The organism is Dokdonia sp. Asnod2-E02 (assembly GCF_045063915.1).
GTDB lineage: Bacteria > Bacteroidota > Bacteroidia > Flavobacteriales > Flavobacteriaceae > Dokdonia.
Genome location: NZ_JBEFNX010000005.1, coordinates 666581 through 692944, shown reverse-complemented (window position 1 = coordinate 692944; position 26364 = coordinate 666581). Strand labels below are relative to the sequence as shown.

Annotated in this window: 23 protein-coding genes and 2 tRNA genes; 11 read left to right on the top strand and 14 right to left on the bottom strand. The window is 38.4% G+C overall.

Annotated features, from left to right (window positions below):
* Positions 1-102: 102 nt before the first annotated feature.
* From ACJJVM_RS03060 to proS, 7 genes are all read right to left on the bottom strand, one after another.
* Complete coding sequence (locus ACJJVM_RS03060; protein ID WP_405210765.1) at positions 103-2325, bottom strand: NADP-dependent isocitrate dehydrogenase; 2223 nt, start codon at positions 2323-2325, stop codon at positions 103-105.
* A gap of 210 nt (positions 2326-2535) precedes the next feature.
* A complete protein-coding gene (locus tag ACJJVM_RS03055) occupies positions 2536-3516 on the bottom strand; it encodes a hypothetical protein (protein ID WP_405210764.1) in 981 nt (326 codons plus the stop codon).
* A gap of 582 nt (positions 3517-4098) precedes the next feature.
* The gene (gene rplS / locus ACJJVM_RS03050) at positions 4099-4449 is read right to left on the bottom strand and encodes a 50S ribosomal protein L19 (RefSeq protein ID WP_035328245.1); all 351 of its coding nucleotides are present in this window, start codon (positions 4447-4449) and stop codon (positions 4099-4101) included.
* A gap of 223 nt (positions 4450-4672) precedes the next feature.
* Entirely contained in the window at positions 4673-4924 is a 252-nt protein-coding gene (gene rpsT, locus ACJJVM_RS03045; RefSeq protein WP_013751623.1) for a 30S ribosomal protein S20, read from the bottom strand.
* 30 nt (positions 4925-4954) lie between these two features.
* Positions 4955-5026 (bottom strand) — tRNA-Glu (locus ACJJVM_RS03040).
* Positions 5027-5083: 57 nt separating this feature from the next.
* Positions 5084-5155: transfer RNA gene (locus ACJJVM_RS03035), tRNA-Glu, on the bottom strand.
* Positions 5156-5239: 84 nt separating this feature from the next.
* The gene (gene proS / locus ACJJVM_RS03030; protein ID WP_405210763.1) at positions 5240-6718 is read right to left on the bottom strand and encodes a proline--tRNA ligase; all 1479 of its coding nucleotides are present in this window, start codon (positions 6716-6718) and stop codon (positions 5240-5242) included.
* A 101-nt stretch (positions 6719-6819) separates the two neighbouring features.
* Between proS and ACJJVM_RS03025 the strand changes: the two genes are divergently transcribed.
* From ACJJVM_RS03025 to ACJJVM_RS03015, 3 genes are all read left to right on the top strand, one after another.
* Complete coding sequence (locus ACJJVM_RS03025) at positions 6820-7956, top strand: hypothetical protein (RefSeq protein WP_405210762.1); 1137 nt, start codon at positions 6820-6822, stop codon at positions 7954-7956.
* 33 nt (positions 7957-7989) lie between these two features.
* Positions 7990-9513: an OmpP1/FadL family transporter gene (locus tag ACJJVM_RS03020; RefSeq protein WP_405210761.1), complete on the top strand. Its 1524-nt coding sequence runs from the start codon at positions 7990-7992 to the stop codon at positions 9511-9513.
* Between the two features lie 65 nt (positions 9514-9578).
* Positions 9579-10118 carry an NADPH-dependent FMN reductase gene (locus tag ACJJVM_RS03015; protein WP_405210760.1) on the top strand — a complete coding sequence of 180 codons (540 nt, stop codon included), beginning with the start codon at positions 9579-9581 and terminating at the stop codon, positions 10116-10118.
* Here ACJJVM_RS03015 and ACJJVM_RS03010 read toward each other — a convergent pair.
* Positions 10115-11788: an alpha-amylase family glycosyl hydrolase gene (locus ACJJVM_RS03010; protein WP_405210759.1), complete on the bottom strand. Its 1674-nt coding sequence runs from the start codon at positions 11786-11788 to the stop codon at positions 10115-10117. The two genes, ACJJVM_RS03015 and ACJJVM_RS03010, sit on opposite strands and share 4 nt — an antisense overlap.
* A gap of 103 nt (positions 11789-11891) precedes the next feature.
* On the opposite strand from ACJJVM_RS03010, the gene menA reads away from it, so the two are divergent.
* On the top strand, positions 11892-12794 hold the full coding sequence (gene menA / locus ACJJVM_RS03005; protein ID WP_405210758.1) for a 1,4-dihydroxy-2-naphthoate octaprenyltransferase: 903 nt from the start codon (positions 11892-11894) through the stop codon (positions 12792-12794).
* Positions 12795-12916: 122 nt separating this feature from the next.
* On the opposite strand, the gene ACJJVM_RS03000 is transcribed toward menA, so the two are convergent.
* The 4 genes from ACJJVM_RS03000 to ACJJVM_RS02985 form a co-directional block, all read right to left on the bottom strand.
* Positions 12917-13189, bottom strand: a complete 273-nt coding sequence (locus ACJJVM_RS03000) for an HU family DNA-binding protein (RefSeq protein WP_038600373.1) — start codon at positions 13187-13189, stop codon at positions 12917-12919.
* Between the two features lie 186 nt (positions 13190-13375).
* A complete protein-coding gene (gene fmt / locus ACJJVM_RS02995; protein WP_035328265.1) occupies positions 13376-14326 on the bottom strand; it encodes a methionyl-tRNA formyltransferase in 951 nt (316 codons plus the stop codon).
* Positions 14323-16212 (bottom strand): ATP-dependent DNA helicase RecQ, encoded by a 1890-nt coding sequence (locus ACJJVM_RS02990; RefSeq protein ID WP_405210757.1) that lies wholly within the window; start codon positions 16210-16212, stop codon positions 14323-14325. The genes fmt and ACJJVM_RS02990 overlap by 4 nt, the downstream gene beginning before the upstream one ends.
* Positions 16209-16745 carry an AAA family ATPase gene (locus ACJJVM_RS02985; protein ID WP_405210756.1) on the bottom strand — a complete coding sequence of 179 codons (537 nt, stop codon included), beginning with the start codon at positions 16743-16745 and terminating at the stop codon, positions 16209-16211. Before ACJJVM_RS02985 ends, ACJJVM_RS02990 begins: the two co-directional genes overlap by 4 nt.
* Before the next feature lie 80 nt (positions 16746-16825).
* Between ACJJVM_RS02985 and ACJJVM_RS02980 the strand changes: the two genes are divergently transcribed.
* From ACJJVM_RS02980 to ACJJVM_RS02965, 4 genes are all read left to right on the top strand, one after another.
* Positions 16826-17116: a DUF493 family protein gene (locus ACJJVM_RS02980; protein ID WP_038600378.1), complete on the top strand. Its 291-nt coding sequence runs from the start codon at positions 16826-16828 to the stop codon at positions 17114-17116.
* A 138-nt stretch (positions 17117-17254) separates the two neighbouring features.
* Complete coding sequence (locus ACJJVM_RS02975) at positions 17255-17905, top strand: DUF4290 domain-containing protein (protein WP_035328269.1); 651 nt, start codon at positions 17255-17257, stop codon at positions 17903-17905.
* 21 nt (positions 17906-17926) lie between these two features.
* On the top strand, positions 17927-19240 hold the full coding sequence (murA, locus tag ACJJVM_RS02970) for a UDP-N-acetylglucosamine 1-carboxyvinyltransferase (protein ID WP_038600381.1): 1314 nt from the start codon (positions 17927-17929) through the stop codon (positions 19238-19240).
* Positions 19241-19345: 105 nt separating this feature from the next.
* Complete coding sequence (locus ACJJVM_RS02965; protein ID WP_405210755.1) at positions 19346-20383, top strand: glycerophosphodiester phosphodiesterase; 1038 nt, start codon at positions 19346-19348, stop codon at positions 20381-20383.
* A gap of 1 nt (position 20384) precedes the next feature.
* Here ACJJVM_RS02965 and gndA read toward each other — a convergent pair whose 3' ends face one another.
* Positions 20385-21794 carry an NADP-dependent phosphogluconate dehydrogenase gene (gndA, locus tag ACJJVM_RS02960; RefSeq protein ID WP_405210754.1) on the bottom strand — a complete coding sequence of 470 codons (1410 nt, stop codon included), beginning with the start codon at positions 21792-21794 and terminating at the stop codon, positions 20385-20387.
* Positions 21795-21982: 188 nt separating this feature from the next.
* Between gndA and zwf the strand changes: the two genes are divergently transcribed.
* The 3 genes from zwf (at position 21983) to ACJJVM_RS02945 (ending at position 25987) form a co-directional block, all read left to right on the top strand.
* Positions 21983-23497, top strand: coding sequence for a glucose-6-phosphate dehydrogenase (zwf, locus tag ACJJVM_RS02955; protein ID WP_405210753.1), 1515 nt, complete (start codon positions 21983-21985; stop codon positions 23495-23497).
* A gap of 13 nt (positions 23498-23510) precedes the next feature.
* Positions 23511-24218, top strand: coding sequence for a 6-phosphogluconolactonase (gene pgl, locus ACJJVM_RS02950; RefSeq protein ID WP_405210752.1), 708 nt, complete (start codon positions 23511-23513; stop codon positions 24216-24218).
* 128 nt (positions 24219-24346) lie between these two features.
* Entirely contained in the window at positions 24347-25987 is a 1641-nt protein-coding gene (locus tag ACJJVM_RS02945; RefSeq protein WP_298354216.1) for an ABC-F family ATP-binding cassette domain-containing protein, read from the top strand.
* On the opposite strand, the gene ACJJVM_RS02940 is transcribed toward ACJJVM_RS02945, so the two are convergent.
* A complete protein-coding gene (locus ACJJVM_RS02940; RefSeq protein WP_405210751.1) occupies positions 25984-26364 on the bottom strand; it encodes an ester cyclase in 381 nt (126 codons plus the stop codon). The two genes, ACJJVM_RS02945 and ACJJVM_RS02940, sit on opposite strands and share 4 nt — an antisense overlap.

Below are 26364 nucleotides of genomic sequence, written 5' to 3'. Positions count from 1 at the left end.
TAGTGACAAAATACCGATAAACTTGTTAAAAATAAAAAGCCTCTTCAAAAATGAAGAGGCTTTTGTGGGTGATGATTACGCTTTCGCGAAAGCGTAAAAACCTTAATCTATAATCGCGTTAAATGTTGCGCTTGGTCGCATTGCTGCAAATGTTTTGTCGCTACTCACACTGTAGTAACCCTCTATATCTTGAGGACTTCCTTGTGCTGCGTTAAGTTCATTTATGATAGTTTGCTCATTTTCTTCCATTTTCTTTGCAATAGGAGCAAACTCTGCGGCTAGATCTGCATTTTTAGTTTGGCTAGCTAGTCCTTGTGCCCAGTATAATGCAAGGTAGAAGTGACTACCACGGTTATCTAACTCGTTTACTTTACGAGAAGGTGATTTTCTGTTTTCTAAAAACTTGATAGTCGCCTCGTCTAGTGTGTCTGCAAGTATTTGTGCTCTCTCATTACCCTTAGTAGTAGCCACGTGCTCTAGTGATACTGCTAGTGCAAGAAATTCTCCAAGAGAATCCCAACGCAGGTGACCTTCTTCTAGAAACTGCTGTATGTGCTTAGGCGCAGATCCTCCAGCACCTGTTTCAAAAAGTCCACCACCATTCATAAGTGGTACAATAGATAACATTTTTGCACTTGTCCCTACTTCAAGTATTGGGAAAAGATCTGTGTTGTAATCACGCAATACGTTACCAGTTACAGAGATAGTGTCTTGACCATTTTTAATACGCTCAAGTGAGAAACGTGTGGCTAGTACGGGAGACATAATCTGTATATCTAGTCCCTCTGTATCGTGATCTTTAAGGTAAAGATTTACCTTTTTAATAAGCTCTGCATCGTGTGCACGCTCACTGTCTAGCCAGAATACAGCTGGAGATCCAGTTGCTCTAGCACGACTTACAGCAAGTTTTACCCAGTCACGTATAGGTGCGTCCTTTACTTGACACATTCTCCAGATATCACCTTCACTTACCGTGTGTTCTGTAAGAACGTTACCAGCATTGTCTACCGTACGTACTGTTCCTGCAGTAGGTATTTCAAAAGTCTTATCGTGAGATCCGTATTCTTCGGCTTTTTGAGCCATAAGACCTACGTTAGGTACTGTACCCATAGTAGTAGGGTCAAAGGCACCGTGCTTTTTACAAAACTCTATGGTTTCTTGAAAAACACCTGCATAGCTACTATCTGGTATAACTGCCTTAGTATCTTGTTGCTTTCCTTGTGCATTCCACATTTGTCCAGAAGCGCGTATCATAGCTGGCATAGATGCATCTATAATCACATCACTAGGTACGTGTAGGTTTGTGATGCCTTTATCTGAGTTTACCATTGCTAGGTCTGGACGAGCATCATAACAGGCTTGTATAGCCGCCTTGATTTCTTCTCTCTCAGATGCTGGTAATTCCTCTATTTTGGCAAGTAAATCTCCAAAACCATTATTTACATCTACACCTATTTTATCAAGAGTAGCACCATACTTTTCAAATACTGGAGCAAAAAAGACTTTTACTGCGTGACCAAATATTTTTGGATCAGAAACCTTCATCATTGTCGCCTTCATATGCAGAGAGAATAAAAGTTCTTTCTCCTTTGCATCTGCAACTTGAGTTTCTAAAAAGTTTATAAGCGCTTGTTTCTCCATAAGAGAAGCATCTATAATCTCTTCTGCAAGAACCGGAGTCTCGGCTTTAAGTACTGTTACTTTACCAGTAGCATCTACGTGTTCTATACGTATGTTACCTGCCTCTTTTATTGTAACAGACTTTTCGTTGTTTCTAAAGTCTCCGTGAGACATCGTCGCTACGTGAGACTGTGAATCTGCACTCCAAGCACCCATACTGTGCGGGTTATTGCGAGCATATTGCTTAACTGGCTTAGGTGCACGTCTGTCTGAGTTACCCTCACGTAGTACTGGGTTTACAGCACTACCTAGTACTTTTGCAAATCTTGCACGTATAGATTTTTCTTCATCTGTTGTAGGCTCTTCCGGAAAATCTGGAATTGCATATCCATCACTCTGTAATTCTTTTATAGCCGCTGTAAGCTGTGGTATAGAAGCAGAGATATTAGGAAGCTTTATAATATTTGCTTCTGGTTTTTTTGCAAGTTCTCCTAGTGCTGCAAGCGCATCTTCTTGTCTTTGATCTTCTGTAAGATATTCAGAAAAGTTTGCTATGATACGACCAGCCAGAGAGATATCCACTAGCTCCATCTCAATATCAGAAGATTTTGTAAAGCGCTTTACAATAGGGAGGAATGAATGTGTTGCAAGCATAGGAGCTTCATCCGTAAGTGTATATTTAATGGTGGTTTTATCTGTCGCCATTCAGGAGTTTTTTTATTTAATAAATCAGTTGAAATTTACTTGCTGAGCAAGCCTAGCAAATATAGTAATTTGTAGGGCATTTTTCCACCTAAAATCACGTCTAACTTAAGTCATCTTTTCTGTTAATTTCAGCCTAATTATTTATGTTTATCTATCACAAAACTCGCTATGCTTCTTATTTGATATTTTGACAATATGTCTGTATTACAATTATTGCTTTGTAAGTCTAAAAGTGGAAGGAGTTACAGGCCAACCACAAAATCCGTCATTACCTTCAAATCCTTCAATAAAACGTAAATCAAATACCGTGTCGTCTATTTCGTCTATTGTGCCGTTTAAATCGTTAGATGGACCTAATAGCACTTGATGGTCAGCTTCTACACGTGATGAACAGACTATAGCTGAGCGTATGTATCGAGTCATTATAGCTTGGTCACAGGCTATAGTAAACTCAACTTCAGATAATATAAATGTACCATCAAACATTTGTTGCGTGTCTCTAAATATTTCAAAATGACGAACATTAGGTCGTGATCTTTCAAGTGTAAATTGATTTGGAGTTATAAAAGTAGGACCATCAAATCCATTTACTACACTGCTGTAGTCATAAACTCCTGTAAACTTATCATTATCGATGCCTTCTACAACGTATATATCATAGCTGAATGGAGAGTTTATTGAGCCTGGGTAACTTATAATAGGGCCTATGCTGTTCTCGTGATTAAAGGCCAGTCCATTGGTAAGATGCAGCGTCAAGTCTATAACAAATTTATCAGTACAAGATATTTCATTGATAGTAAGATTAGTGTTTTCAAGAAGCTCTTGGGTTGTTATTGTTAGTTCTGTGACTGGGTAACCTCGCTCACCTTGTGTAAAATCTGATGCGCTAAGTGTTTTAAAGAGCACTGAAGATGTGCTATTGTCTCCATTTTCAGATGTTCGATCTACAAATGATAGAAAGACGTCTACACGGTCAAGTAATTCTCCCTCGTTTCCATCTTGCATCTCAAGGACGTAAGAAATAGGTGTAGCAGGTGATTGTACATCATATACTGAGTTGTTAATTGCGCGGGTACGTAGCACAGCTCCGTTTCTTACGTTATCTAAGACATAATTAATTGCGTTGTCTGGTTCTTCACAAGATGTAAAAACCAATAGTGATACTATCACTGATAGGTATATTATTTTCATATTTGATTGATGTTTAGTTAGTTTTAAATATCGTGGGAAATGTTAAAATAATAGTACTATCCGATAAAAGTTTCCACAAGTTTTGAGCATTATAACGTTCATTTATATGAAAAACAAAAGCCATATCCCTGTACAAAGTACGTTGATATGGCTTTTTAGAAATTGCTTTACCGGTAAACCCTTGAAGTTTTATAACAGTGTTTTAATGACTGTAACCGTTCAATTTCTGCTGAAATAGTGTTGTTTGTCAATATAAAACAAACTATCTCAGGGATGTCGCGTTACTTAAGATTATTTGATAAGTAGATGATTTACAATATCTACTCATCTAGCTTGTGCAGCGGGTCTTATTAGTAACCACAACTTAACTAAAATAATATGGTAATACTATTGTAGTTTTCTGGATGGTTAAAATCGTCTAGTGGATTAGAACTATATAAATGTAGTAATAGTTTTGATTCGTTAGTTTAAAATGTATTTATTTAATTTTCAACCTATTATTAACTTGAGTTCTTAACTTTTGTTCATAAAAAAAGCCTCACTATAAAAGTGAAGCTTTTTGAATAAAATTGTCCAGTAAGACTATCCGCGTCTTTCTTTGATACGGGCTTTCTTACCTGTAAGACCTCTGAAGTAGAAGATACGTGCACGACGTACAATACCTCTTTTGTTTACTTCAATCTTCTGGATAGCTGGAAGGTTAAGCGGGAATACACGCTCTACACCTACAGTACCAGACATCTTACGGATTGTAAAAGTCTGAGTTCTTCCAGTACCTCTTAATTGTAATACAACTCCTCTAAAGAACTGTGTTCTACTTTTTTCACCTTCCTTAATTTCATAGTACACAGTGATAGTATCACCTGCTGCAAAGGTTGGGAAATCATTTTTTGGGATGAATTCGTCTTGTACGAATTTTACTAAATCTTCCATTTTATGGATATTAAAGTGATTTTACGTTAGGGCAACATTCACGAACATCGTCAGAGGTTAGCCTAAGCGGGTGCAATATTACTTGCGGTTTTAATTTTTTTAAAATGCCTTTTAATGTAATTTTTAACGCTTTCGCGAAAGCAATACTAAGCAGCATTTTAAATAACAAAAAGAACCCCTATATAAATATAGAAGTTCTCTGTATGTCTATAACGTATAACCCTTAAAGAGCTGCTACGTGCTTTGCAAGCTTAGATTTTAAGTTAGCAGCTTTATTATCGTGGATAATATTGCGTTTAGCTAACTTATCAATCATAGAAGCTACTGCTGGATATAAAGCCTGAGCATCTTTCTGCTCAGTCATATCGCGTAATCTCTTAATCGCGTTACGAGTCGTTCTGTGCTGGTAACGATTTCTAAGACGCTTTGCTTCGTTGCTTCTAATTCTCTTTAAAGCTGACTTGTGATTTGCCATTATTGTTTTTTCTAATAATTATAAAAATTGTAGCCCGTAGGGGAATCGAACCCCTCTTACATGGATGAAAACCATGCGTCCTAGCCGATAGACGAACGGGCCAGAAATTCTAGTTTCATATTTCTCAATATTACCTCTAGAATTGTAAATCAAAAATTGTAGCCCGTAGGGGAATCGAACCCCTCTTACATGGATGAAAACCATGCGTCCTAGCCGATAGACGAACGGGCCTAGAACAATCGCTTAAATTGCGGATGCAAAAATAAACATATTTCTAGATGATACAAACCATTTTTAAACTTTTTTTAAACTTTTTTAGTAAGCCTTGGCAAACAGCACTCTACGAGACGAACTTTTTCCAGAAAACACACAAGTTCCTTCTTCAATAATTGCATCCATAGGAATACATCTGATAGTTGCTTTAGTAATTTCTTTGATTTTGTCTTCAGTTTCGGTGGTGCCATCCCAGTGTGCGCTTATAAATCCACCTTTAGTGTTTAACACATCCTTGAATTCTTCAAAGGTGTCTACAGGTGTTATATGGTCGTTTCTGTAATTCTTAGCCTTAGTGTAGAGATTTTCTTGTATCTCCTTTAAAAGTGTGATAACAGTTTCTACTACTGTTTCTTTTGCAACAAATTCCTTTGTTAATGTATCTCTTCTAGCTAGTTCTACTGTGCGCTTCTCAAGATCTTTTGGTCCTATGCCTATTCTTAAAGGCACTCCTTTTAGTTCATACTCATTAAATTTCCATCCTGGTTTATGAGTATCTCTATTGTCAAATTTTACAGATACACCGTGTAGTTTCAGATCTTGCACCAGTTCATTTGCTACTTGAGATATAGCGTCAAGTTGCTCTTGGTTCTTGTAAATAGGAACAATTACTACCTGAAAAGGTGCTAAGTTAGGAGGTAGTACTAAGCCTTGATCATCACTATGTGTCATAATTAGTGCTCCCATAAGTCGTGTTGACACCCCCCAAGAGGTTGCCCAAACGTGCTCTTGTTTTCCTTGGTTTGAGGTAAATTTAACATCGAATGCTTTTGCAAAATTCTGACCTAAGAAGTGAGAGGTTCCTGCTTGTAGTGCTTTACCGTCTTGCATAAGCGCCTCTATACAATAGGTCTCATCTGCACCTGCAAAGCGTTCACTTTCTGTTTTAACTCCTTTTATAACGGGTACAGCAAGAAAGTTTTCTGCAAACTCTGCATACACATTATTCATAAGCTCAGCTTCTTGTAGTGCTTCTTCTTTTGTTGCGTGTGCCGTATGTCCCTCTTGCCATAAAAATTCTGCCGTTCTTAAGAAAAGGCGTGTGCGCATTTCCCATCTTACAACATTTGCCCATTGATTAATAAGTAATGGAAGGTCTCTATACGACTGTATCCAGCCTTTGTAGGTATTCCATATAATAGCTTCACTTGTAGGTCTTACTATTAATTCTTCTTCTAGTTTTGCATTAGGATCTACTATAAGTTTGCTTGAATCTTCTGGATCTGTCTTTAATCTGTAGTGAGTAACTACAGCACATTCCTTAGCAAAACCTTCGGCGTTTTTTTCTTCAGCCTCAAATAAGCTTTTTGGGACAAATAATGGAAAATATGCATTCTCGTGTCCTGTCTCCTTAAACATACGGTCAAGCTCTGCTTGCATTTTTTCCCAGATTGCATATCCGTAGGGTTTAATTACCATACAACCGCGTACTGCAGAATTTTCTGCAAGATCTGCTTGAACTACTAGCTCGTTATACCATTTTGAATAATCTTCACTCCTTTTTGTGAGTTTCTTGCCCATAAAAACCTATTTTGGCACAAATATTGTGACTTTGCTTATCGTAAAATTACCAAGCGAAATTAGGTATTTTTACACCAAGCAACAATTAAAACAGCACCGATATGAATTTTTCTACATCACTCACAACCTCAATTAAGAGTTTATCATTATCTGCACTGGCAGCTACATTACTAGTTGCTTGTAGTGCATCACAAACAGTTTATGACGATGATGGTATTTATAGTAGTAATGAAAGTGCTAATTCGACTACCCAAGAGGCAACTACTTCAAATGGGTCTAACACACAAGTCTATAAAAACTATTTTGAAAAGGGTGCCCAAGAACTTGGAGAGATTCAAGAAGAAGGAGCCATATTTACAGATATAGAAGAATATTCTTCTGAAGATAGTAATGCTATCTATGTGGACGGAACAGATTTTGAATCTGCTACCGGTTATGGTGCTTGGGGTGACGAAGTTCAAGATGTGCAAGTAACGATTTATAATAATAGTCCTTTATGGGGATGGAATCGCTGGGGCGGTTTAGGATGGAACGGTGGATTTGGCTGGAACGGTGGCTTTGGCTGGGGTAGAGGCTTTGGCTGGGGAGGAAACTTCTGGTCACCTTGGTATGGTGGTTATTACAACCCTTTCTGGGGTGGAGGCTTTGCTTACAATAGCCCATTTTACTATGGTAATTTTAACCATTTTAATAATAATTTTTATTACGGAAACCGTAGATATAACGGTAATAGAGTAGCTTACAATACAGGTAGAAGATCGATAAACGGTTCTGGAAGAAGAATGGGAGCAACAGATGCTATCGCTGCATCAAGATCAAGATTAAGAACATCATCTAGAAGTAGAGCAACTTATAGTCGTAACAAAGGTACTGCAAGACCTACATCTAACCGTAACGGTACTTATAGAAATGGAGTGTCTAGAGGAACGCCAAATTCAGCTCAAAGACCATCTACTGGTTCTAGACCTAATACGTACTCAAGACCTTCTTCAAGAACAAGACCTACAACTAGACCTAGCAGTCGTCCTACTCGACCAAGCGGAACTCAATCAAGACCTTCTTCAAGACCTAGTGGAAGTAAAGCAAGACCTTCTTCAAGGCCTTCTTCGAGACCTACGTCTAGACCTAGCTCTTCATCTAGAAGAAGTTCTTATAGTAGACCATCTTCTTCTTCATCTAGAAGCAGCGGATCAAGATCTAGCTCAAGTTCAAGCAGAAGCGGTGGACGCAGAGGATAATAACTGCAAACTACATTAAAAAAAAAACTACATATGAAAAAGTTATTATTAATGGTGGCCATTGCGGCCTCTGGAACAACTTTTGCCCAAAGTATAACAGAAGCACTTAATTATAGTACATCAAATACTACTGGTACGGCAAGATATAGAGCAATGGGAGGTGCCTTTGGAGCATTAGGAGGTGATCTAAGTGCTATAGGTGATAATCCAGCCTCGAGCGCGGTTTTTACTAAAGGAACTGTAGCGTTTTCGCTATCAAGCGATAATATAGATAATAGTACTACATTTCTGGGAAATGGAACTACATCATCAGATTCTGATCTTTCTGTCAATCAAGCTGGAGGTGTTTTTGTTATAGATGGAGCTGGAAACTCAAAATGGAATAAATTTACTCTTGGCTTTAATTACGATCGCATAGGTAATCTAGACAATCAATACAGAGCCATAGGTACCAATACAAACTCAATATCTTCATATTTTTCAGATTTTGCACAAGGAGTACCACTTGATTTACTGGAGACACTAGATGGTGAGTCTGTGACTGATTTATATCAATTTCTCGGAGAGACTGAAGGTTTTGGAGCGCAACAGGCTTTATTAGGATTTCAATCATTTATTCTCGACCCTGTAACAAATGATGCAGGTAATACGGAGTACTTTGTAAATACAGTAGGAGAGTCTTATGAGCAAGAATATTTATTTGCTTCTGAGGGTTATAGTGGTAAAGCTTCTTTTAATCTAGGGGCACAGTATAATGATAAATTATACTTAGGTCTTAACTTAAATTCTCACTTTTTAGATTATAATCAATCTACGGTGCTTTTTGAGTCTAATGATGCTGGGCCAGATCAAGGTTTTACAAATGTTACAGATGTAAGATTTGAAAACAATTTAAGAACAATAGGTAGTGGTTTTTCTTTCCAGCTAGGAGCAATCTCTAAAGTGACAGAAAACCTTCGTTTAGGTCTAACTTACGATTCACCTACCTGGACTACAATAGATGAAGAAACCACTCAGAGAATCACAACCACAGCTGTAGATGATGCAGGTGTGTTTACCACAGTAGTTAACCCTAGAGTAACTAATGTGTATGAGAGCTATGAGATTAAGTCACCGGGTAAATATACAGGTAGTGCGGCATATCTATTTGGCAAGAAAGGCCTCATAAGTTTTGACTATTCTTATAAAGATTACACAACACTAAGTTTTAGACCAGATAATGATGCATTTTTTAATGCTCAAAATGCGGCTATAGATAATCTACTTCAGCCGGTTAATGCTTATAAGCTAGGAGGAGAGATAAGAGCTCAGGAGTGGAGTTTTAGAGCAGGTTACAGATATGAAGACAGCCCTTTTAAAGATGAAACAACTGTAAGTGAGTTAACAGGTTACTCAGCGGGTATAGGTTATAATTTTGGAAATATTAAAGTAGACGTTGCATATGATAACTTTACTCAAGACCGCACAAGTCCACTATATTCAACAGGTTTAGTTAATGATGTAACCGTAGAGCGTGATAATACCTCTATTATCGCTACGCTTTCATTGAGCTTGTAATAATAATTTTATTTATTCATCAATCAATAAAAGACTATCTTCGGGTGGTCTTTTTTTATTTTAATATGAGCTCAATTATTGCATTATCAGGAAGTAACAGTACAAAATCTATAAACACGATGTTGCTAGATTATATAGTTACTACTATTCATTCTCACAAGGCGTCTAGACTATCATTATTATCCTATGATATACCTATGTATAATCTAGATTTAGAGCAGGAGAGGGGTATACCTGTGGATGTGCAGATTATAAAGAATAAAATAGCCGAAGCAGATGGTGTCATAATAGCCGTAAATGAACACAACGGAATGGTATCTGCCTTTTTTAAAAACATATTTGACTGGCTTTCACGTGCAGACCGTAATTTTCTAGCCGGTAAAAAACTTCTTGTGGTAAGTACCTCTCCAGGAGCTCGCGGTGCAGCATCTGCTTTAAATTATATAAAAGAGACGGCACCACGTTTTGGAGGTGAGGTAGTAGAGAGTTTTAGCTTCCCATCATTTCAAGATAACTTTGACGTAACCCAGTCTAGTATTACAAACTCAGATCTTGAGATGGGTATTAGCCAAGTTGTGGCTTCTTTTTTACAAGCACTAGATTAGTAATCTCTAGCAACTTCAAGTAGTACTATACTATAAGGCGTGTCTATTGATACCTTTCCATTTATTGCGGTAACCTCTTTTCCTGAGTATGCGTCTCTAAGTTTTTCCGCTTTCGCGAAAGCGTTACCCACTTCAATTTCCTTTTTACCCACAGCTAGGTCTAAACCTACGACTACTGTATCTGTAAAGTTGTCTTTTGTAAATGCTCTTTTAAAGACATAAGGAGCCTGGCTAAGCATCTCGTGAGTACCAGCACCCACAGATGGATGATTCTTTCTAAAAACACCTAGTTTTTGCCAGTGAGAGAGCACATCGCCAGTAGTCTCTGTGTCTATTGTGCCCCAGTTCATAAAGCTTCTTAGGGTTGCATCACCTTGAGTACCTTCTATAGTAAGATCACGTGCCGTCTCATCACCATAATATACTTGTGAGATACCTGTTGTGAGGAGGAGTTTTGTACCAGTTTCTATAGTTTTAGTGCGGTCTTTGTCAAATGGCTGCCCATCATCGTGAGAGGTTGCATAGTTTACAAAACTCTTGTCTTTAAATAGTGAGTCTTTTATGGTAGCATATTTATTAAATAAGGACTCATAGCTACCCTGCGCATCATACTTAAATTGAAAGTTGATGAGGTTATCAAATCCATTTTCGAAATAGTTTACCTTTTTATCGCCAAAATCATAAGCCAGTCCACCGTCTACAGAGTAGTTATACACTTCGCCAAACATAAAAAAGTCTGTGTCATCTAGTACTAGATCTGGGTTGTTGGTCTTAAAATCTGCAAATGCTTTATCTGCTTGAGCACGCAATACCACCCAAGACTCTTCATCTACGTGTTTTGTCGTGTCTACTCTAAAAGCATCTACACCATACTCTCGTATATAATCTGTAAGCCATTTTATGATATAGTTACGTGGTGTCTTTTTAAGATTATTTGAAACAAAGTAGGCATCTAGCTCTGCAATTTCTTCTTCATAGCGTCCTTCTTTTTTCCACTTTTCGATAAGCGTGGGAGGTAGTGTTACTTCTTTTGAGCTTTCTGTAAGGATATCTGGTAGATTTTCTACAAGGCTACAAGCTGTTGTGTTCTCATAGGTGCTAAAAGCGCAGTTAGGATTTTCTCTAGCCCAGTCTGTACCCCAGAAAGGATCTTGCTCTGTTACCGGTCCTGTATGATTAAGAACCACATCCATAACGATACGTATATCATTAGTATGTGCCGTCTCTATAAGCTCTTTGAGGTCTTCTTTTGTCCCAAAGTTTGGGTCAAGAGCTGTCCAGTCTTTTGTCCAGTACCCGTGATAGCCATAAGTAACACCTGTACCTTCATCTACCGGGCCGTGTACTTGCTCAACAACAGGAGTAAACCAGATAGCATTAATTCCTAAATCTGTAAAGTAACCCTCTTTAATTTTTTTTGTGATTCCTTTTATGTCTCCTCCTTCAAAACCTCTTAAAGTGGCAGTTTCTTCTGTTCTATTAAAATTTACATCATTTGATGTGTCTCCGTTATAGAAACGATCTGTAAGGAGGAAGTACATATTTGAAGCTTCCCAAAAGAAAGGTGCTTTCTCCTTTACTGGGGCTGTTGCAACAGTAGTCTCTTCCTTTTTACAAGCTATAAGTAAAAGAATTACAGAGGCGCTTAGTAGTGCATATTTTAGTTTCATAACGATGGGTGTTTTAATGGTAGCTAATCTAGTAAATCCTTTTGAAAGTTGAGACGAGTAGATGCCTAAAGAAAATAGTACATTTACGCACTTAAAATATTTTATGCCTTCATTTAAAGTCTGGCTTAGTGCCGCTCGCCCTCGTACCTTACCACTCTCTATAGCCGGTATACTAGTAGGTGGTGGCCTAGCGTTAAAAGAAAATGCTTATAATGGTCTCATCTTTGGCCTTGCTATACTAGCTACACTGGGGTTTCAAATCTTATCTAACTATGCAAATGATTATGGTGACGGTGTAAAAGGTACTGATAATGATGAGCGTGTGGGGCCTGCAAGGGCAATGCAAAGTGGCTTGCTCACCGCAACGCACCTCAAAAAAGCTATTATTATCACCTCGATTATCACTATTGTAATAGTACTAAGCCTTATTTATACAGCTTTTGGGAAGGATCAATTTATACTATCTCTCGTATTCTTTTTATTAGGTATAGCCGCCATTATAGCTGCAATAAAGTACACCGTAGGTAGAAGTGCTTATGGTTATAAAGGATTAGGAGATGTATTTGTCTTTTTGTTTTTTGGGTTAGTAGGTGTGCTGGGCTCTTTCTTTTTATTTACACAATACATACAGTTCATACATATATTACCCGCTATAACAATAGGTGCACTTTCTGTAATGGTATTACATCTCAATAATATGCGTGATCGTGTGTCTGATACTCGTGTGGGTAAAAATACCCTAGCCGTTATTTTGGGGCAGAAGGGAGCTGTGCGTTACCATAACATCTTGTTTCTAGTAGCGATTTGTTGCTGGGTTAGTTTTATAGCCTTGAGGGCAACAGATCTTTTAGACTATGTATCTATCATAGCATTCTTACCGCTGGTTAAGCATATGCTTACGGTGAGAAATACAAGGGAGCACGCCTTGCTTGATCCAGAGTTAAAGAAAGTGGCGTTGTCTACATTTTTACTCGCCTTGCTATTCTTTATGGGGAGTTACTTTTAAATGTAGTTTTTACGCTTTCGCGAAAGCGTAACATAAACCATAATAGTTCTAGTATTTATAAATAGGGCATAAAAAAAAGGAAGCATTACTGCTTCCTTTCTTTATATAACACTTAAAATCGACTAGTTTACAGAAGATGCAAGCTCAGATCCAGCTTTAAACTTTACTACATTTTTTGCAGCGATCTTGATAGTTTTTCCAGTTTGAGGATTTCTTCCTTCACGAGCATTACGCTTAGATACAGACCAAGATCCAAAACCTACTAGAGAAACACGTCCTCCTTTTTTAAGAGTACCTTCAACGTCTCCTAAGAAAGATTCTAATGCTTTTTTTGCTGCAGCTTTAGTGATACCAGCGTGCTCTGCCATTCCGTCGATTAATTCTGATTTGTTCATAATATAATTTGTTAATTAATTAATTGTGGTTAAACTGTATGTTTAATTCCCTAACAAATTTATACGGATTATTCGCTTACGCAAGCTATAGCAAGGGAAATCGGGGTTTTTGTTAATAAGTATGCCCATTTGTTGATAAAGAGGGGTGTATTTTGTAATTCTCTTAACGTCAATGGTTATGGGGGTTTAGCGCATTTTGGCATTTTTATCAAACTTGTAACCATTAAGTAGGTCCTTTACCGCCATCTTTTTCTTTCCAGAAAGCTGGATTTCTGTGATACAAATGTATCCTTCTGGAGTTGCAATGGCGAGATGATCATCTACCTGCGTTACGGCTCCTGAGGGAATGAGCATCTCTTTATCTGCTTTGGCGAAAGCGCCATAAATTTTTACGCGTTGCTCCTTGCCACCATTTTCTAGTATGGTATAAGCAGCAGGGTAAGGGCTTAGCCCTCTTATGTGATTGTAGATTTCTTGAAGTGGGGCGTCCCAGTTTATTCTCGTATTCTCACTATGTAATTTGTAAGCGGTCTTTAATTCTTTTGATGAGTCTTGTATATGTGTCTTTACATCATCTCGCTCAATTGCCTTAACCGTTTTAATTACAAGTTCTTTACCAGCTATCATAAGACGGTCGTGCAGGTGACCTGCATTTTCTTTATCATCTATAGCTAGTGATTCTTGTAAGATGATTTCTCCGGTGTCTATTTTTTCGTCTATAAAAAATGTAGTTACACCTGTTTCTGTCTCACCGTTTATAATTGCCCAGTTTATAGGCGCTGCACCACGATATTGAGGAAGTAATGATGCGTGTAGGTTAAATGTGCCATAAGCAGGCATCTTCCATACCGCTTCTGGTAACATTCTAAAGGCAACCACAATTTGAAGGTTTGCCTTAAGTGCTTCAAGTTCTTCTAGAAAAGATTCGCTCTTAAGATTAGTAGGTTGTAAGATGTTGAGGTTTCTCGCTTTTGCAAATGCCTTGACATCGCTCTCTCGTATTTTTTGTCCTCTACCTGCTGGTCTATCTGGTGCCGTAATTACACCTACTACGTTATATCCTTCGTCTAGTAAACCGTGTAAGATGGTCACTGCAAACTCTGGCGTGCCCATAAAAACTATGCGTAAATCTCTCATAATAGGGTGTATGTGTTATTAGGTAAAATGGCTATTTTTTTCTGTTCCAAAAGTAGTCGAATAGAATTGATTATTGTCTGTTGTGGGTATGCTAGTTGTGCAATTTCTCGTGAACTTTTTGCACCGTCTTTAAGTAAATCTATAATGGCATTATCTATAGATGTTCTGGTTTTTATAACTGTACGGTTTCTGCATACATCACAATTACCACAAGGCTCATCAAGCACTTCGTCAAAGTAATGCATAAGCTGTATAGCTCTACACGTAGTATCATTTGCTATATAGTCTTTAACGGCTTGTACTTGGTTTTTCTTGTAGTTTTCTTGGGTTTTTATAAAGGGAGCAATCACATTAATAGTACGGTCATCTTCTCTAGGGACTAAAAAGGTAATTGCCGTGTCAAAGTTTTGATGCTCGTAATCTATTATATCATCTTGGTCTAGCGTGAGAAGCACTTGATGTACTTGCTCTAGGGTTTTACCAGCTTTATTTGCAATGATATTATAGTTGATATTAGTCACCTGTTCAAAGACTGCTCCATACGTACGTAATACAGCCTTTACAACATCGTCTAGTTGATTGTTTCGTAGTAAGTAATAGGTGAGTGCAAAGTCATTTACTTTAAAGTTAATAGTTGCTCTCTTTGTAAACTCTTGAGATAAACTTATGACGCTATTGCGATCTAATACCTGTAACGCATTATAGGTGAGAATGGTGTGCAATTTATATGCGCCACAAAACTCACTAAAGTTAAAGCGGTGTAAGCTATCTTGTCCTTCTCCGTATGAGATTTGAAAATAGTTTACTAGATGTTTATAGGTTTTTTTTACCGTATGAGTGTCTGGTATTACTTTAAGAAACTGGTTTTCTAGACGTACCTCGTCGTTCTCATTATATAATAATACGGCTTGAGATTCTTGACCTGCCCTTCCTGCTCTTCCTGCTTCTTGAAAGTAGTTTTCTATACTGTCAGGAATTTCTAAGTGCACTACGGTATCTACATCTGCTTTGTCTATTCCCATACCAAAGGCACTTGTACCCACCATTACCTGTACTTTATTTGTACGCCAGGCTAAGTATTGTTTATGACGTTCCTCCCGAGACATACCCCCGTGATATGAGGTGGCTGTGATGCCTCGTCCCTTTAAAAAATGAGCTGTATTAAGTGTTGCCTTTCTATTACGTACATATACAATAGCGCTTTGCTGTGTGTTTGCTAGTATGGTTTCTAGCTCATAAAACTTATCTGTAGCAAGTTGTATTTTATATGTGAGGTTTTTTCTATGATATGAAGTTTTAAATAATTGTGGTTGTTTGAGATCTAGTAAAGTAGTTATATCCTCAAGTACCTTAGTTGTAGCAGTGGCGGTGAGAGCAATAATGGGGCAGTTAGGTTTTAAAGCTCTAAGTTTTGAAATATCTCTATATGCCGGTCTAAAATCGTGACCCCATTGCGAGATACAGTGAGCCTCATCTACCGCAATAAGGCTTACATTCATAAGCTTTATGCGTTCTTGCACTAGTTCTTGCTGTAATCGTTCTGGTGATAGGTAAAGAAGCTTGTAATTGCCATAAATACAATTATCAAGTAAGGTGTCTAGTTCTCCATAGCTTATGCCGCTTGTAATAGACAGTGCTTTTATCCCTTTTTCTTGAAGCCCCATCACTTGATCTTTCATCAAGGCTATGAGTGGCGATACTACAATAGTAATTCCATCTAATAGAAGTGAGGGCAGCTGGTAACATAATGATTTACCACCGCCAGTAGGTAATAAAGCAATGCTATCCTCACCAGCAAGAACGTTTTTTATAATCTCTGCTTGTTGCGGTCTAAAATTACTATGACCCCAGTATGTGGTGAGTATATCTTTTGCTTTATCTATCAAGAAGTAAGTGTGTTAAGTATAAATTGCGCTCTCTCTTCTACAGGACCAGTTGGTACAGGTATAGGTGAGTAGCCATACTGTTTATATGTCTGTACAAGATGTTCTTCTATTTCCTTTGCTTGGTCAAAGGTTTCATAACGTTCTTGATCAATCACGTGTATTTTTTCCCAAGTAGGTAATATAAAAACAAGGTCATAAGTGTGTGTCTTACAAGCCTCAATAAAATCTTCTGGATATTCTTGATTTACAAAGTCCATATATGCCACCGTGTCAGGTATGCCGCGATCTATAAAAACAAAATCATTTTTAAAACCCTCTACATCCTTAAATTGCTTGATACGTGCATCTCTTAACAGGGTAGAAAAGAGTAATGGCTTCTCTAAAAAAAGCTGGTCAATGCCCTCCTTTTGGGCATTGCTTATCACTTGTCGTGATATTTCTTCTAGGCAGGCATAGCCTAGATTTTCTAAGTGATTAAGTAATGTTGTTTTTCCTGTAGAAGGGCCACCTATGAGGAGTATTCTTTTTGGCATAAAAATGGTAATCTTTAAAGCAAAATTAAGCAAACTACAGGGAATGTGATTTCAGTATCTTTGCAATAGAAAATAAGAAGATGGATTCAGGAAAGAAAACAGAAGAATTTTACACAAAATTAAAAGCACAGTTAGCAGACACTTCAATGTGGCCAGCACCATATTTGTATAAATTTATAGTACCAGCAAGCGCCGAAAAGGAAGCACAAATCGTTAAGATTTTTGATCATCTAGGTGCCGTCATAAAGAAAAATGCATCACGCACAGGTAAGTACACTAGCGTTTCTATAAACGTGCGTATGAAAAACCCAGACGCGGTTATAGCAAAGTATAAAGAAGTGGCAGAGGTAGAGGGTGTCATCTCTTTATAGGGTGTGATTACGCTTTCGCGAAAGCGTACTTATAACAAATAACTGTTATCAATTTATTAAACCTGTAAGCATTTATACAAATTTTAGTATTTTGCAGATGTCTTTACATAAAAGATAACTTCACTTAATTTTTTACAATTGATAGATCAATTAGAGTACAACACGGAGAGAGTCCATCTCATCATACCCGAGTACGGGCGCCATATTCAAAAAATGGTAAATGATGCGACGGCAATGGAAGACGCCGAAGAGCGTAACAAAACTGCAAAAGCAATTATTGCGGTGATGGGTAATTTACAACCGCACTTGCGTGATGTACCAGATTTTCAACATAAATTATGGGATCAGTTATTTATAATGTCTGATTTTAAACTAGATGTAGAGTCTCCATACGGAAAACCATCTAGAGAAGAGCTTGCAGAGCGTCCAGAACCTCTAGAGTACCCACAAAATCATCCCAAATATCGTTTTTATGGTAATAACATAAAGCGTATGATAGATGTAGCGGTCTCTTGGGAAAAAGGAGAGATGCGTGAAGGGCTTGCAATGACTATTGCAAATCATATGAAAAAGTGTTTCTTAAACTGGAACAAAGACACCGTAGAGGATGATGTAATCTTTGATCACCTTTTTGAACTTAGTAACGGTGAGATTAACCTTAAAGAACGTGACGAGCAGTTACGTGATTCTGATAGATTAATACGTGCTAATAAAAAGGCTAAAGCTGCAGACAACCCAGTAAAGAAAAGAAATTATTCAAAAAACAATAACCGTAAGAAGCGTTATTAAAAAATATACCTCAATCTACCTATGGCAACATTTCAGATAGAAGGCGGTCACCAGCTTAAAGGTGATATTCAACCACAAGGAGCAAAAAACGAAGCATTACAGATACTATGTGGCGTACTGCTTACTCCTGAAAAAGTAACCATCAGTAACGTACCAGACATTATAGATGTAAACAAGCTCATTATGATCTTGCAAAATCTAGGTGTAAAGGTTGAGAAGTTAGAAAAAGGCGTCTTTACCTTTCAGGCAGATGAGCTAGATCTTGATTATCTAGAAAGCGAGAAATTTAAGAAAGAAGGAAGCGGTCTACGTGGTTCTATAATGATTGTAGGGCCTTTACTAGCACGTTTTGGTAAAGGATACATTCCTCGTCCGGGTGGAGATAAAATAGGTCGCCGTCGTCTAGATACGCACTTTGAAGGGTTTATAAAATTAGGAGCAAAATTTCGCTATAACCGTGAGGAGCGTTTTTATGGAGTAGAAGCTCCAGAAGGACTCACAGGTGCCTATATGTTACTAGATGAAGCTTCGGTTACTGGTACTGCAAACATTGTAATGGCAGCTGTGCTTGCAAAAGGAACGACTACAATTTATAATGCCGCTTGTGAACCGTACTTACAGCAACTCTGTAAGATGATGGTACGTATGGGAGCAGATATAAAGGGTATAGGTTCTAATATGTTAATTATAGAAGGAGTAGAAAAACTAGGTGGTTGCGATCACCGCGTTTTACCAGATATGATTGAGATAGGCTCGTGGATAGGTCTTGCTGCGATGACTAAAAGTGAGATAACAATCAAAAACGTGAGCTGGGATGATCTAGGTGTGATTCCTAACACCTTTAGAAAACTAGGTATCACATTAGAGCGCAAAGGAGATGATATTTATATCCCTGCTCATACAGATGGGTACGAGGTTGAGTCATATATAGATGGATCATTTATGACCATTGCAGATGCGCCTTGGCCAGGTTTTACACCAGACTTACTAAGTATCATACTCGTTGTGGCTACACAGGCAAAAGGTGAACTTATGGTGCACCAAAAGATGTTTGAAAGCCGTCTTTTCTTTACAGATAAGCTTATAGATATGGGAGCAAAAGTGATACTTTGTGATCCACACCGTGCAACCGTAATAGGACACAATTTCCAGTCTACACTTAAAGCAACAACAATGACATCGCCAGATATACGCGCTGGTATCTCATTACTTATAGCAGCCTTAAGTGCAAAAGGAACATCTACCATTCATAATATCGAGCAAATAGATCGTGGGTATGAAAATATAGATGAGCGTCTTAGAGCCATAGGAGCTAAGATTACAAGAATAGATTAATCTGATTATTATAGATATAACAAAGGCGCAAATTTAATTTGCGCCTTTTTTTGTTAATGTCATTTCTAAAACGATCTGTATATTACAGTAAAAGTTGAAAACCCCGTGACAAAAAATAAACCCATAATCATAGCGCATAGAGGAGCACAGTCTATCTATCCAGAGCATACAATGCAAGGATATAAAATGGCAGTACAACTAGGTGCAGATTATATTGAGCCAGACCTTGTGATGACTAAAGATGGTGTGCTCATAGCCCGTCACGAGCCATTTATATCTACTACAACAAATGTCTCAACACTACCACAGTATGCAAATCGTAAGACCACAAAGCTCCTTGATGGCGTTGCTGTTACAGACTGGTTTGTGTCTGATTTTACCCTTGGAGAGTTAAAAACATTACGAGCTAGACAGTCGTGGGCAAACAGAACGCACGAGTACGATGACCTTTTTGAGATACCTACCTTTGAGGAGATTCTCGCTTTCGCGAAAGCGCACAAAACCACAGCAGGAAACCCCGTAGGAGTTTACCCAGAACTCAAACATCCTACCTATCATAAAGAGCTTGGCTTGCCTATGGAAGATCATTTTTTAAAAATGATTAATGAGGCAGGTTATAACAGCAAAGAGTCCTCTATCTATGTACAATGTTTTGAGGTTGCAACCCTGCAATACTTGCGTTCAAAAAGTGATATAAAACTCATACAGCTACTAGGCGCAGCTGGTATTAAAAATGATGGTAATCTACTATTTACAAAAGAAGATGGAAGCTACGACCCAGAAGGTCAACCATATGATTTTATAAAAAATAAAGATAAGCGCTCATACCAGTTTTTTACATCAAAAGAAGGGGTTGAGTTTATGGCAACCTATGCAGATGCTGTAGGCCCTTGGAAACCTTTTATTATCTCTGTAACCTCAGAGGGTGTATTAACCCCAGTAACAAACTTTGTTGCGCTCGCTCATAGCCACAATCTTGAGGTGCATCCTTACACCTTTAGAAATGAAGATACCAAGTGGGTGAAAGATACTAATCATATAGACGAGTATCTACGCTTTTTTGAAGCAGGTGTAGATGGTGTCTTTAGCGACTACACAAATGAGGCAGTCGCTGCTAGAAGTAAATTTTTAAAAAGTCACTAGTTTATTTCTCCCACTCTGTGTGAAAAATACCCTCACGGTCTAGTCGCTCATACGTGTGTGATCCAAAATAATCTCGCTGCGCCTGTATCACATTAAGTGGTAGTCGTGTTGAGGTGTATGCGTCAAAATACGTGAGTGAGTTAGATAAACCTGGTAGGGGTATCCCATTTACAGCACCAAAGGCTACAAGCTCTCTTGCCGCATCTACCGTATCTTGAATTTTTGGAATAAATGATGGTGACAGTAACAGGTTAGGTAGCTCACTATCTTCTGTAAAGGCGTCAGTAATATCTGCCAGTAGCTTTGCTCTTATGATACATCCTGCACGCCATATCTTTGCAATAACCGCGATATCTAGGTTATAACCATACTCCTTAGATGCATCTGCGAGTTGGTGTAATCCTTGTGCGTAGGTGATGATATAAGAGAAGTAAAGTGCTTTTTCTGTAAGGTCAGTAAGTTTTTCTTTTGCCATCGTAGCAACCTCTGGGCGGTCATAAAGCGAGTCTGCAACTGTGCGTTCATCCTTAAGTGCAGAAATCTCACGCATACTTACGGCAATATCTATAGAGGGTACTGGTATACCTAGATCCATTGCGTTTTGCGATGTCCATTTTCCAGTTCCTTTTTGCTTTGCTTTATCTAGTATTTGATCTACTAGGTCACCATCTGTGAGGGTGTCTTTTTCGGCAAAAATTTCTGAGGTTATTTCAACCAGAAAAGATTGTAGTCTTCCCTCATTCCAAGACTTATATGTCTCGTGTAGTTCTTGATTACTTAGTTTTCCAGCTTTTTTAAGCACGTCATACATTTCAGACGTGAGTTGCATAAGTCCGTACTCAATACCGTTATGTACCATTTTCACATAGTTTCCGGCAGATTTTGGTCCTAGGTATGCCACACAAGGTTCGCCATTATATTTGGCAGATACTGCTTCAAAAATAGGTTGTACGGCGGCATAGCCAGGTTTTGATCCTCCAGGCATTATGCTTGGGCCTTTGCGAGCTCCTTTTGCACCACCAGAAACACCAGCGCCAAAAAAGTGTATTCCCTTTTCGGCAAGGTAGGCTTCTCTTCGGTCTGTGTCTGTAAAGAAGGAGTTTCCTCCATCTATAATGATATCACCTTTATCCAAGTGCGGTAAGAGGCTTTCTATCACGATGTCTACTACTTTTCCGGCAGGTACTAATAGCATAATTTTACGTGGTGATGAGAGCGCTTTCGCGAAAGCGGAAACTTCTACAGTCGCATTTACTTTATCTACATTGCCGCCTTCATCTATGAGTGCTTGTACCTTTTCTGTATCAAGATCATTACCCATTGCTGTAAAACCATTGTCTGCAACGTTAAGTATAAAGTTACGTCCCATAACGCCTAGTCCTACTAAGCCAAAATCATAAGTATTTTCCATAATTGATCTTTCTTTTACTACAAAACAACACCGCCTTGTAGCCGAAATTTTGTCTGTTACAATACACCACGCATCGCACATCAAAAATAGTGGAAAAATATTGGTTTTTTGTGGGTAAGTGGTGTCAAAGTCCGTTGGGAATGGTGTAAAGTTTCAATACTTTTGACCTTAAATAAAACTAGCTCATTATGCGCAAGACAGAGAATCAATTATTAGTCATTTTTGGCGCATCGGGAGACCTCACTGCCCGTAAATTAGTTCCTGCATTATATAAGCTTTACAAAGACAAGCATTTACCAGAGCACTTTGCTGTGCTAGGGGTGGCGCGTAGCTTTATGACAGATGAGGAGTTTAGAAAACGTGTAGCATTAGAGAGTAAGTATCTTGATGATAGTGAGGAGTTTATAGCTGCATTTTCAGAAAAGCTGTTTTATGAGGACCTACATAAAAAGTACGATGTAGATTATAGAGAGCTTAACGAGCGCGTACAAGATCTTAATACGACGTATCAATGTGATAATAACATCATATTTTATCTATCTACACCGCCTAGTTTATTTGAGGCTATTGCAAAAAATCTCACAGCAAAGGGTCTTAATGATGAGCGTCTAGGGTGGAAACGCCTTATTGTAGAGAAGCCATTTGGTTACAGTCTTGAGACTGCAAAGTCACTTAATGAGGGATTACACAGATATTTTAAAGAATCACAGATTTATAGAATAGATCATTACCTAGGTAAAGAGACCGTTCAAAATATACTCGTCACACGATTTGCAAACAGTATTTTTGAACCTTTATGGAATCGTGATTACATACACCACGTAGAGATTACAAATGCAGAGAGTGGAGGCGTAGAGTCTAGAGGTGGTTATTATGACAAGTCTGGAGCACTTAGAGATATGTTTCAGAGTCACTTACTGCAGCTTGTAGCACTTATAGTTATGGAGCCACCACTAAGTGCAAATCCTGAGGAGATACGTAATGAAAAGATGAAAGCCCTTAAGTCTCTACGATTAATGACTGACCCAAAGGTGCTGGAAGAAAATACCATACGCGGTCAATATCTAGCCTCAGAAATAGAAGGAGAGAAAGTAAAAGGATACAGAGAAGAGGTAGATGTAGATCCAGATAGTACTACAGAGACCTATGCCGCTGTCAAGTTTTATGTAGATAACTGGAGATGGGCAGATGTGCCATTTTATGTGCGTACGGCAAAGCGTATGCCTACTAAGGTTACAGAAGTGGTGATACACTTTAAGTCTCCACACCATCAGATTTTTAAAAATTCTGATATGAACAAGGATAACAAGCTCATTATACGCATACAGCCAGATGAGGGAATCTTAGTAAAATTTGGTGTAAAAGTACCAGGTCAAGGATTTGCAGTAGAGCGTGGTAATCTAGACTTTTATTATGAAAGCCTAGGTGACGAGTCACATATTATGGAGGCTTATGAACGTTTATTACTAGACGCAATGCAAGGTGACGCTACCTTGTATGCCCGTGCAGATGAGGTAGAGGCAGCCTGGAGATTTACAGACCCTATCTTAGATCACTGGAAAAAAGGTGATGCAAAGATTTATGGATACTCTGCTGGTGTGTGGGGACCACAACACGCAGATGAGCTTATAGAAGGAAAGAGTATGTGGCGTAACCCTTGTGAGAACCTCGCAGACGATGCTGGATATTGCGTTATAGAATAACTAAAGAAACACGATGAAACTACATATATCAAAAACTAAAAGCGACGTTGCTCAAGATTTTGCAAAATTTCTAATGGGCCTTGCAAGTGATGAAAAGTCTATTACAGTAGCCCTTTCTGGAGGAAGTACCCCAAAAATAGTTTTTGATTACCTCGCGGCTAATTATAAGGAAACAGACTGGTCAAAATTCCACTTTTACTGGGGTGATGAGCGTTGCGTGCTTCCTACAGATGAGCAGAGTAATTATAAAATGACGGTAGATCACTTGTTTTCTAAAATCCAACTACCAGAGGCAAACATACACCGCATACTAGGTGAAAATATTCCAGAGGCAGAGGCGGTGCGCTACTCAAAAGAGCTAGAACAAACACTAGCTTCTGAAAATGAGGTGCCACAATTTGACCTCGTGATTTTAGGAATGGGAGATGATGGGCATACGGCATCTATATTTCCGCACGAGATAGGTCTTTGGGATTCAGAAAACTGGTGTGAGGTAGCCACACACCCTGAGTCTGGGCAGCAGCGTGTAAGTATTACAGGAGATATTATAAACAATGCAAAGACTGTAGCATTTCTTGTCACGGGAGCTTCAAAACAAGAAAAGGTTAAGGTAATTATTAATAAAGAAGATAACTTTCTTGATTACCCTGCAAGCCTAGTCTCACCTCAATCTGGCGAGCTGCACTGGTTTATGGATGAAGAGGCGACCTTGCAGTTATAAATTATCGGTCCTATTTATCTTATTTCTTTTAGAAGTCTTCTTGGGATAATTACGCTTTCGCGAAAGCGTAATAAAAATCTACATCATACCTCTTGATTTAATTACTTTTGCACACTTAAATTAATACAATGATAGCAGTAGATAATCTTGCAGTAGAGTTTAGCGGCGACACGCTTTTTAGTAACGTTTCTTTCACCATAAATGAAAATGACAAAATTGCCCTTATGGGTAAAAATGGTGCGGGTAAGTCTACTATGATGAAGATTATTGCTGGTGTACAGAAAGCCACACGTGGTAACGTGCGTACGCCTAAGGATGCTGTCATTGCATACCTACCGCAACACCTCCTTACAGATGATGATTGTACAGTTATGGAGGAGGCTTCAAAGGCGTTTTCTACCGTGCTAGATATGAAGGCAGAGATGGATCGTCTCAATAAAGAGCTAGAGACACGTACAGATTATGAGTCTCAAGAGTATATGGATATCATTACTAAGGTGACAGATATCGGTGAGAAATTTTATGCCATTGAGGAGGTAAATATAGAAGAAGAGGTAGAGAAGGCGCTAAGAGGTTTGGGCTTTAAAAGGTCAGATTTTAATAGGCCTACCAGTGAGTTTTCTGGAGGGTGGCGTATGCGTATTGAGCTCGCCAAAATTTTACTCAAAAAGCCTGATCTTATACTACTAGATGAGCCTACTAACCACGTAGATATTGAGTCGGTAATTTGGCTAGAAGATTTCTTACTTAACAAGGCAAAAGCCGTTATTGTGATCTCTCACGATAAGGCGTTTATAGATAATATTACAAACCGTACCATAGAGGTTACGATGGGGCGTATATATGATTATAAAGCAAACTACTCTCACTATCTTGAGTTGCGTGCAGACCGTCGCTCGCATCAAATAAAAGCGTACCAAGAGCAACAAAAATTTATTGCAGATAACCAGGCCTTTATAGACAGGTTTAAAGGAACTTACAGTAAGACAAATCAAGTCTCATCTAGAGAACGTATGCTCGAGAAGCTTGAGATTATAGAGATAGATGAGGTAGATAACTCTGCGCTAGCACTTAAATTTCCGCCGGCACCACGCTCTGGAGACTTTCCGGTAAAGGTAAAAGAGCTCACAAAAAAATATGATGATCATACCGTTTTTAGCAACGCAAGTATGGATATCGCTCGAGGCGAAAAGGTGAGTTTTGTAGGTAGAAATGGCGAGGGAAAATCTACAATGATTAAAGCCATTCTGGGCGAGATAGAAGTAGAAGGAGACTGCGAACTAGGTCATAACGTAAAAGTGGGGTATTTTGCTCAAAATCAAGCAGCGCTACTAGATCCAGAGCTCACTATCTTCCAAACGGTAGATGAGGTTGCAAAAGGAGATATGCGCACACAGATAAAAAATATCCTTGGGCGTTTTATGTTTTCTGGTGATGCGATAGATAAAAAGGTAAGTGTACTCTCAGGAGGAGAAAAGACCCGTCTTGCGATGGTAAAACTATTACTAGAGCCTGTAAATCTCTTAATACTAGATGAGCCTACAAATCACTTAGATATCAAATCAAAAGATGTGCTTAAGGAGGCGTTACAAACTTATGATGGTACCCTCATACTTGTCTCTCACGATAGAGATTTCTTGCAAGGCTTATCAAAAAAAGTATTTGAGTTTAAAGAAAAGCGCGTGATAGAGCATTTTGAAACAATAGATGCTTTCTTAAAGCGTAATCGCATAGAAAACCTAAAAGAGATAGATCTTATGAAGTCTTAATACATCGTATTAGGATTTGCACTTTTTTCTGGCACCTGTTGTATAGAGTCCCAGTGTTCTACAATTTTTAGATTGTTGTCAAATCTAAAAAAGTCCATCGTGATGTATTGATCATTACCCGGCCATACTTGATGTGTGTGTAAGGCAACGAGGTCATCTTCGGCAATGGCACGTACAAAGTTAATTGACTTTTGGGGATACTCAGCCTGCATTCTTTCAAAGTAATCTATAAACCCTTGTGTGCCATTTGCCACATCTGGATTGTGCTGTATATACTCATCTCCTACATAGAGCTCAACAGCCTTTTTAGGATTGCCCTCATAAGCCATTTTGTAAAAGTTAATAGCATTTTCTTTCATCTGTGCGCGTGTGTCCAT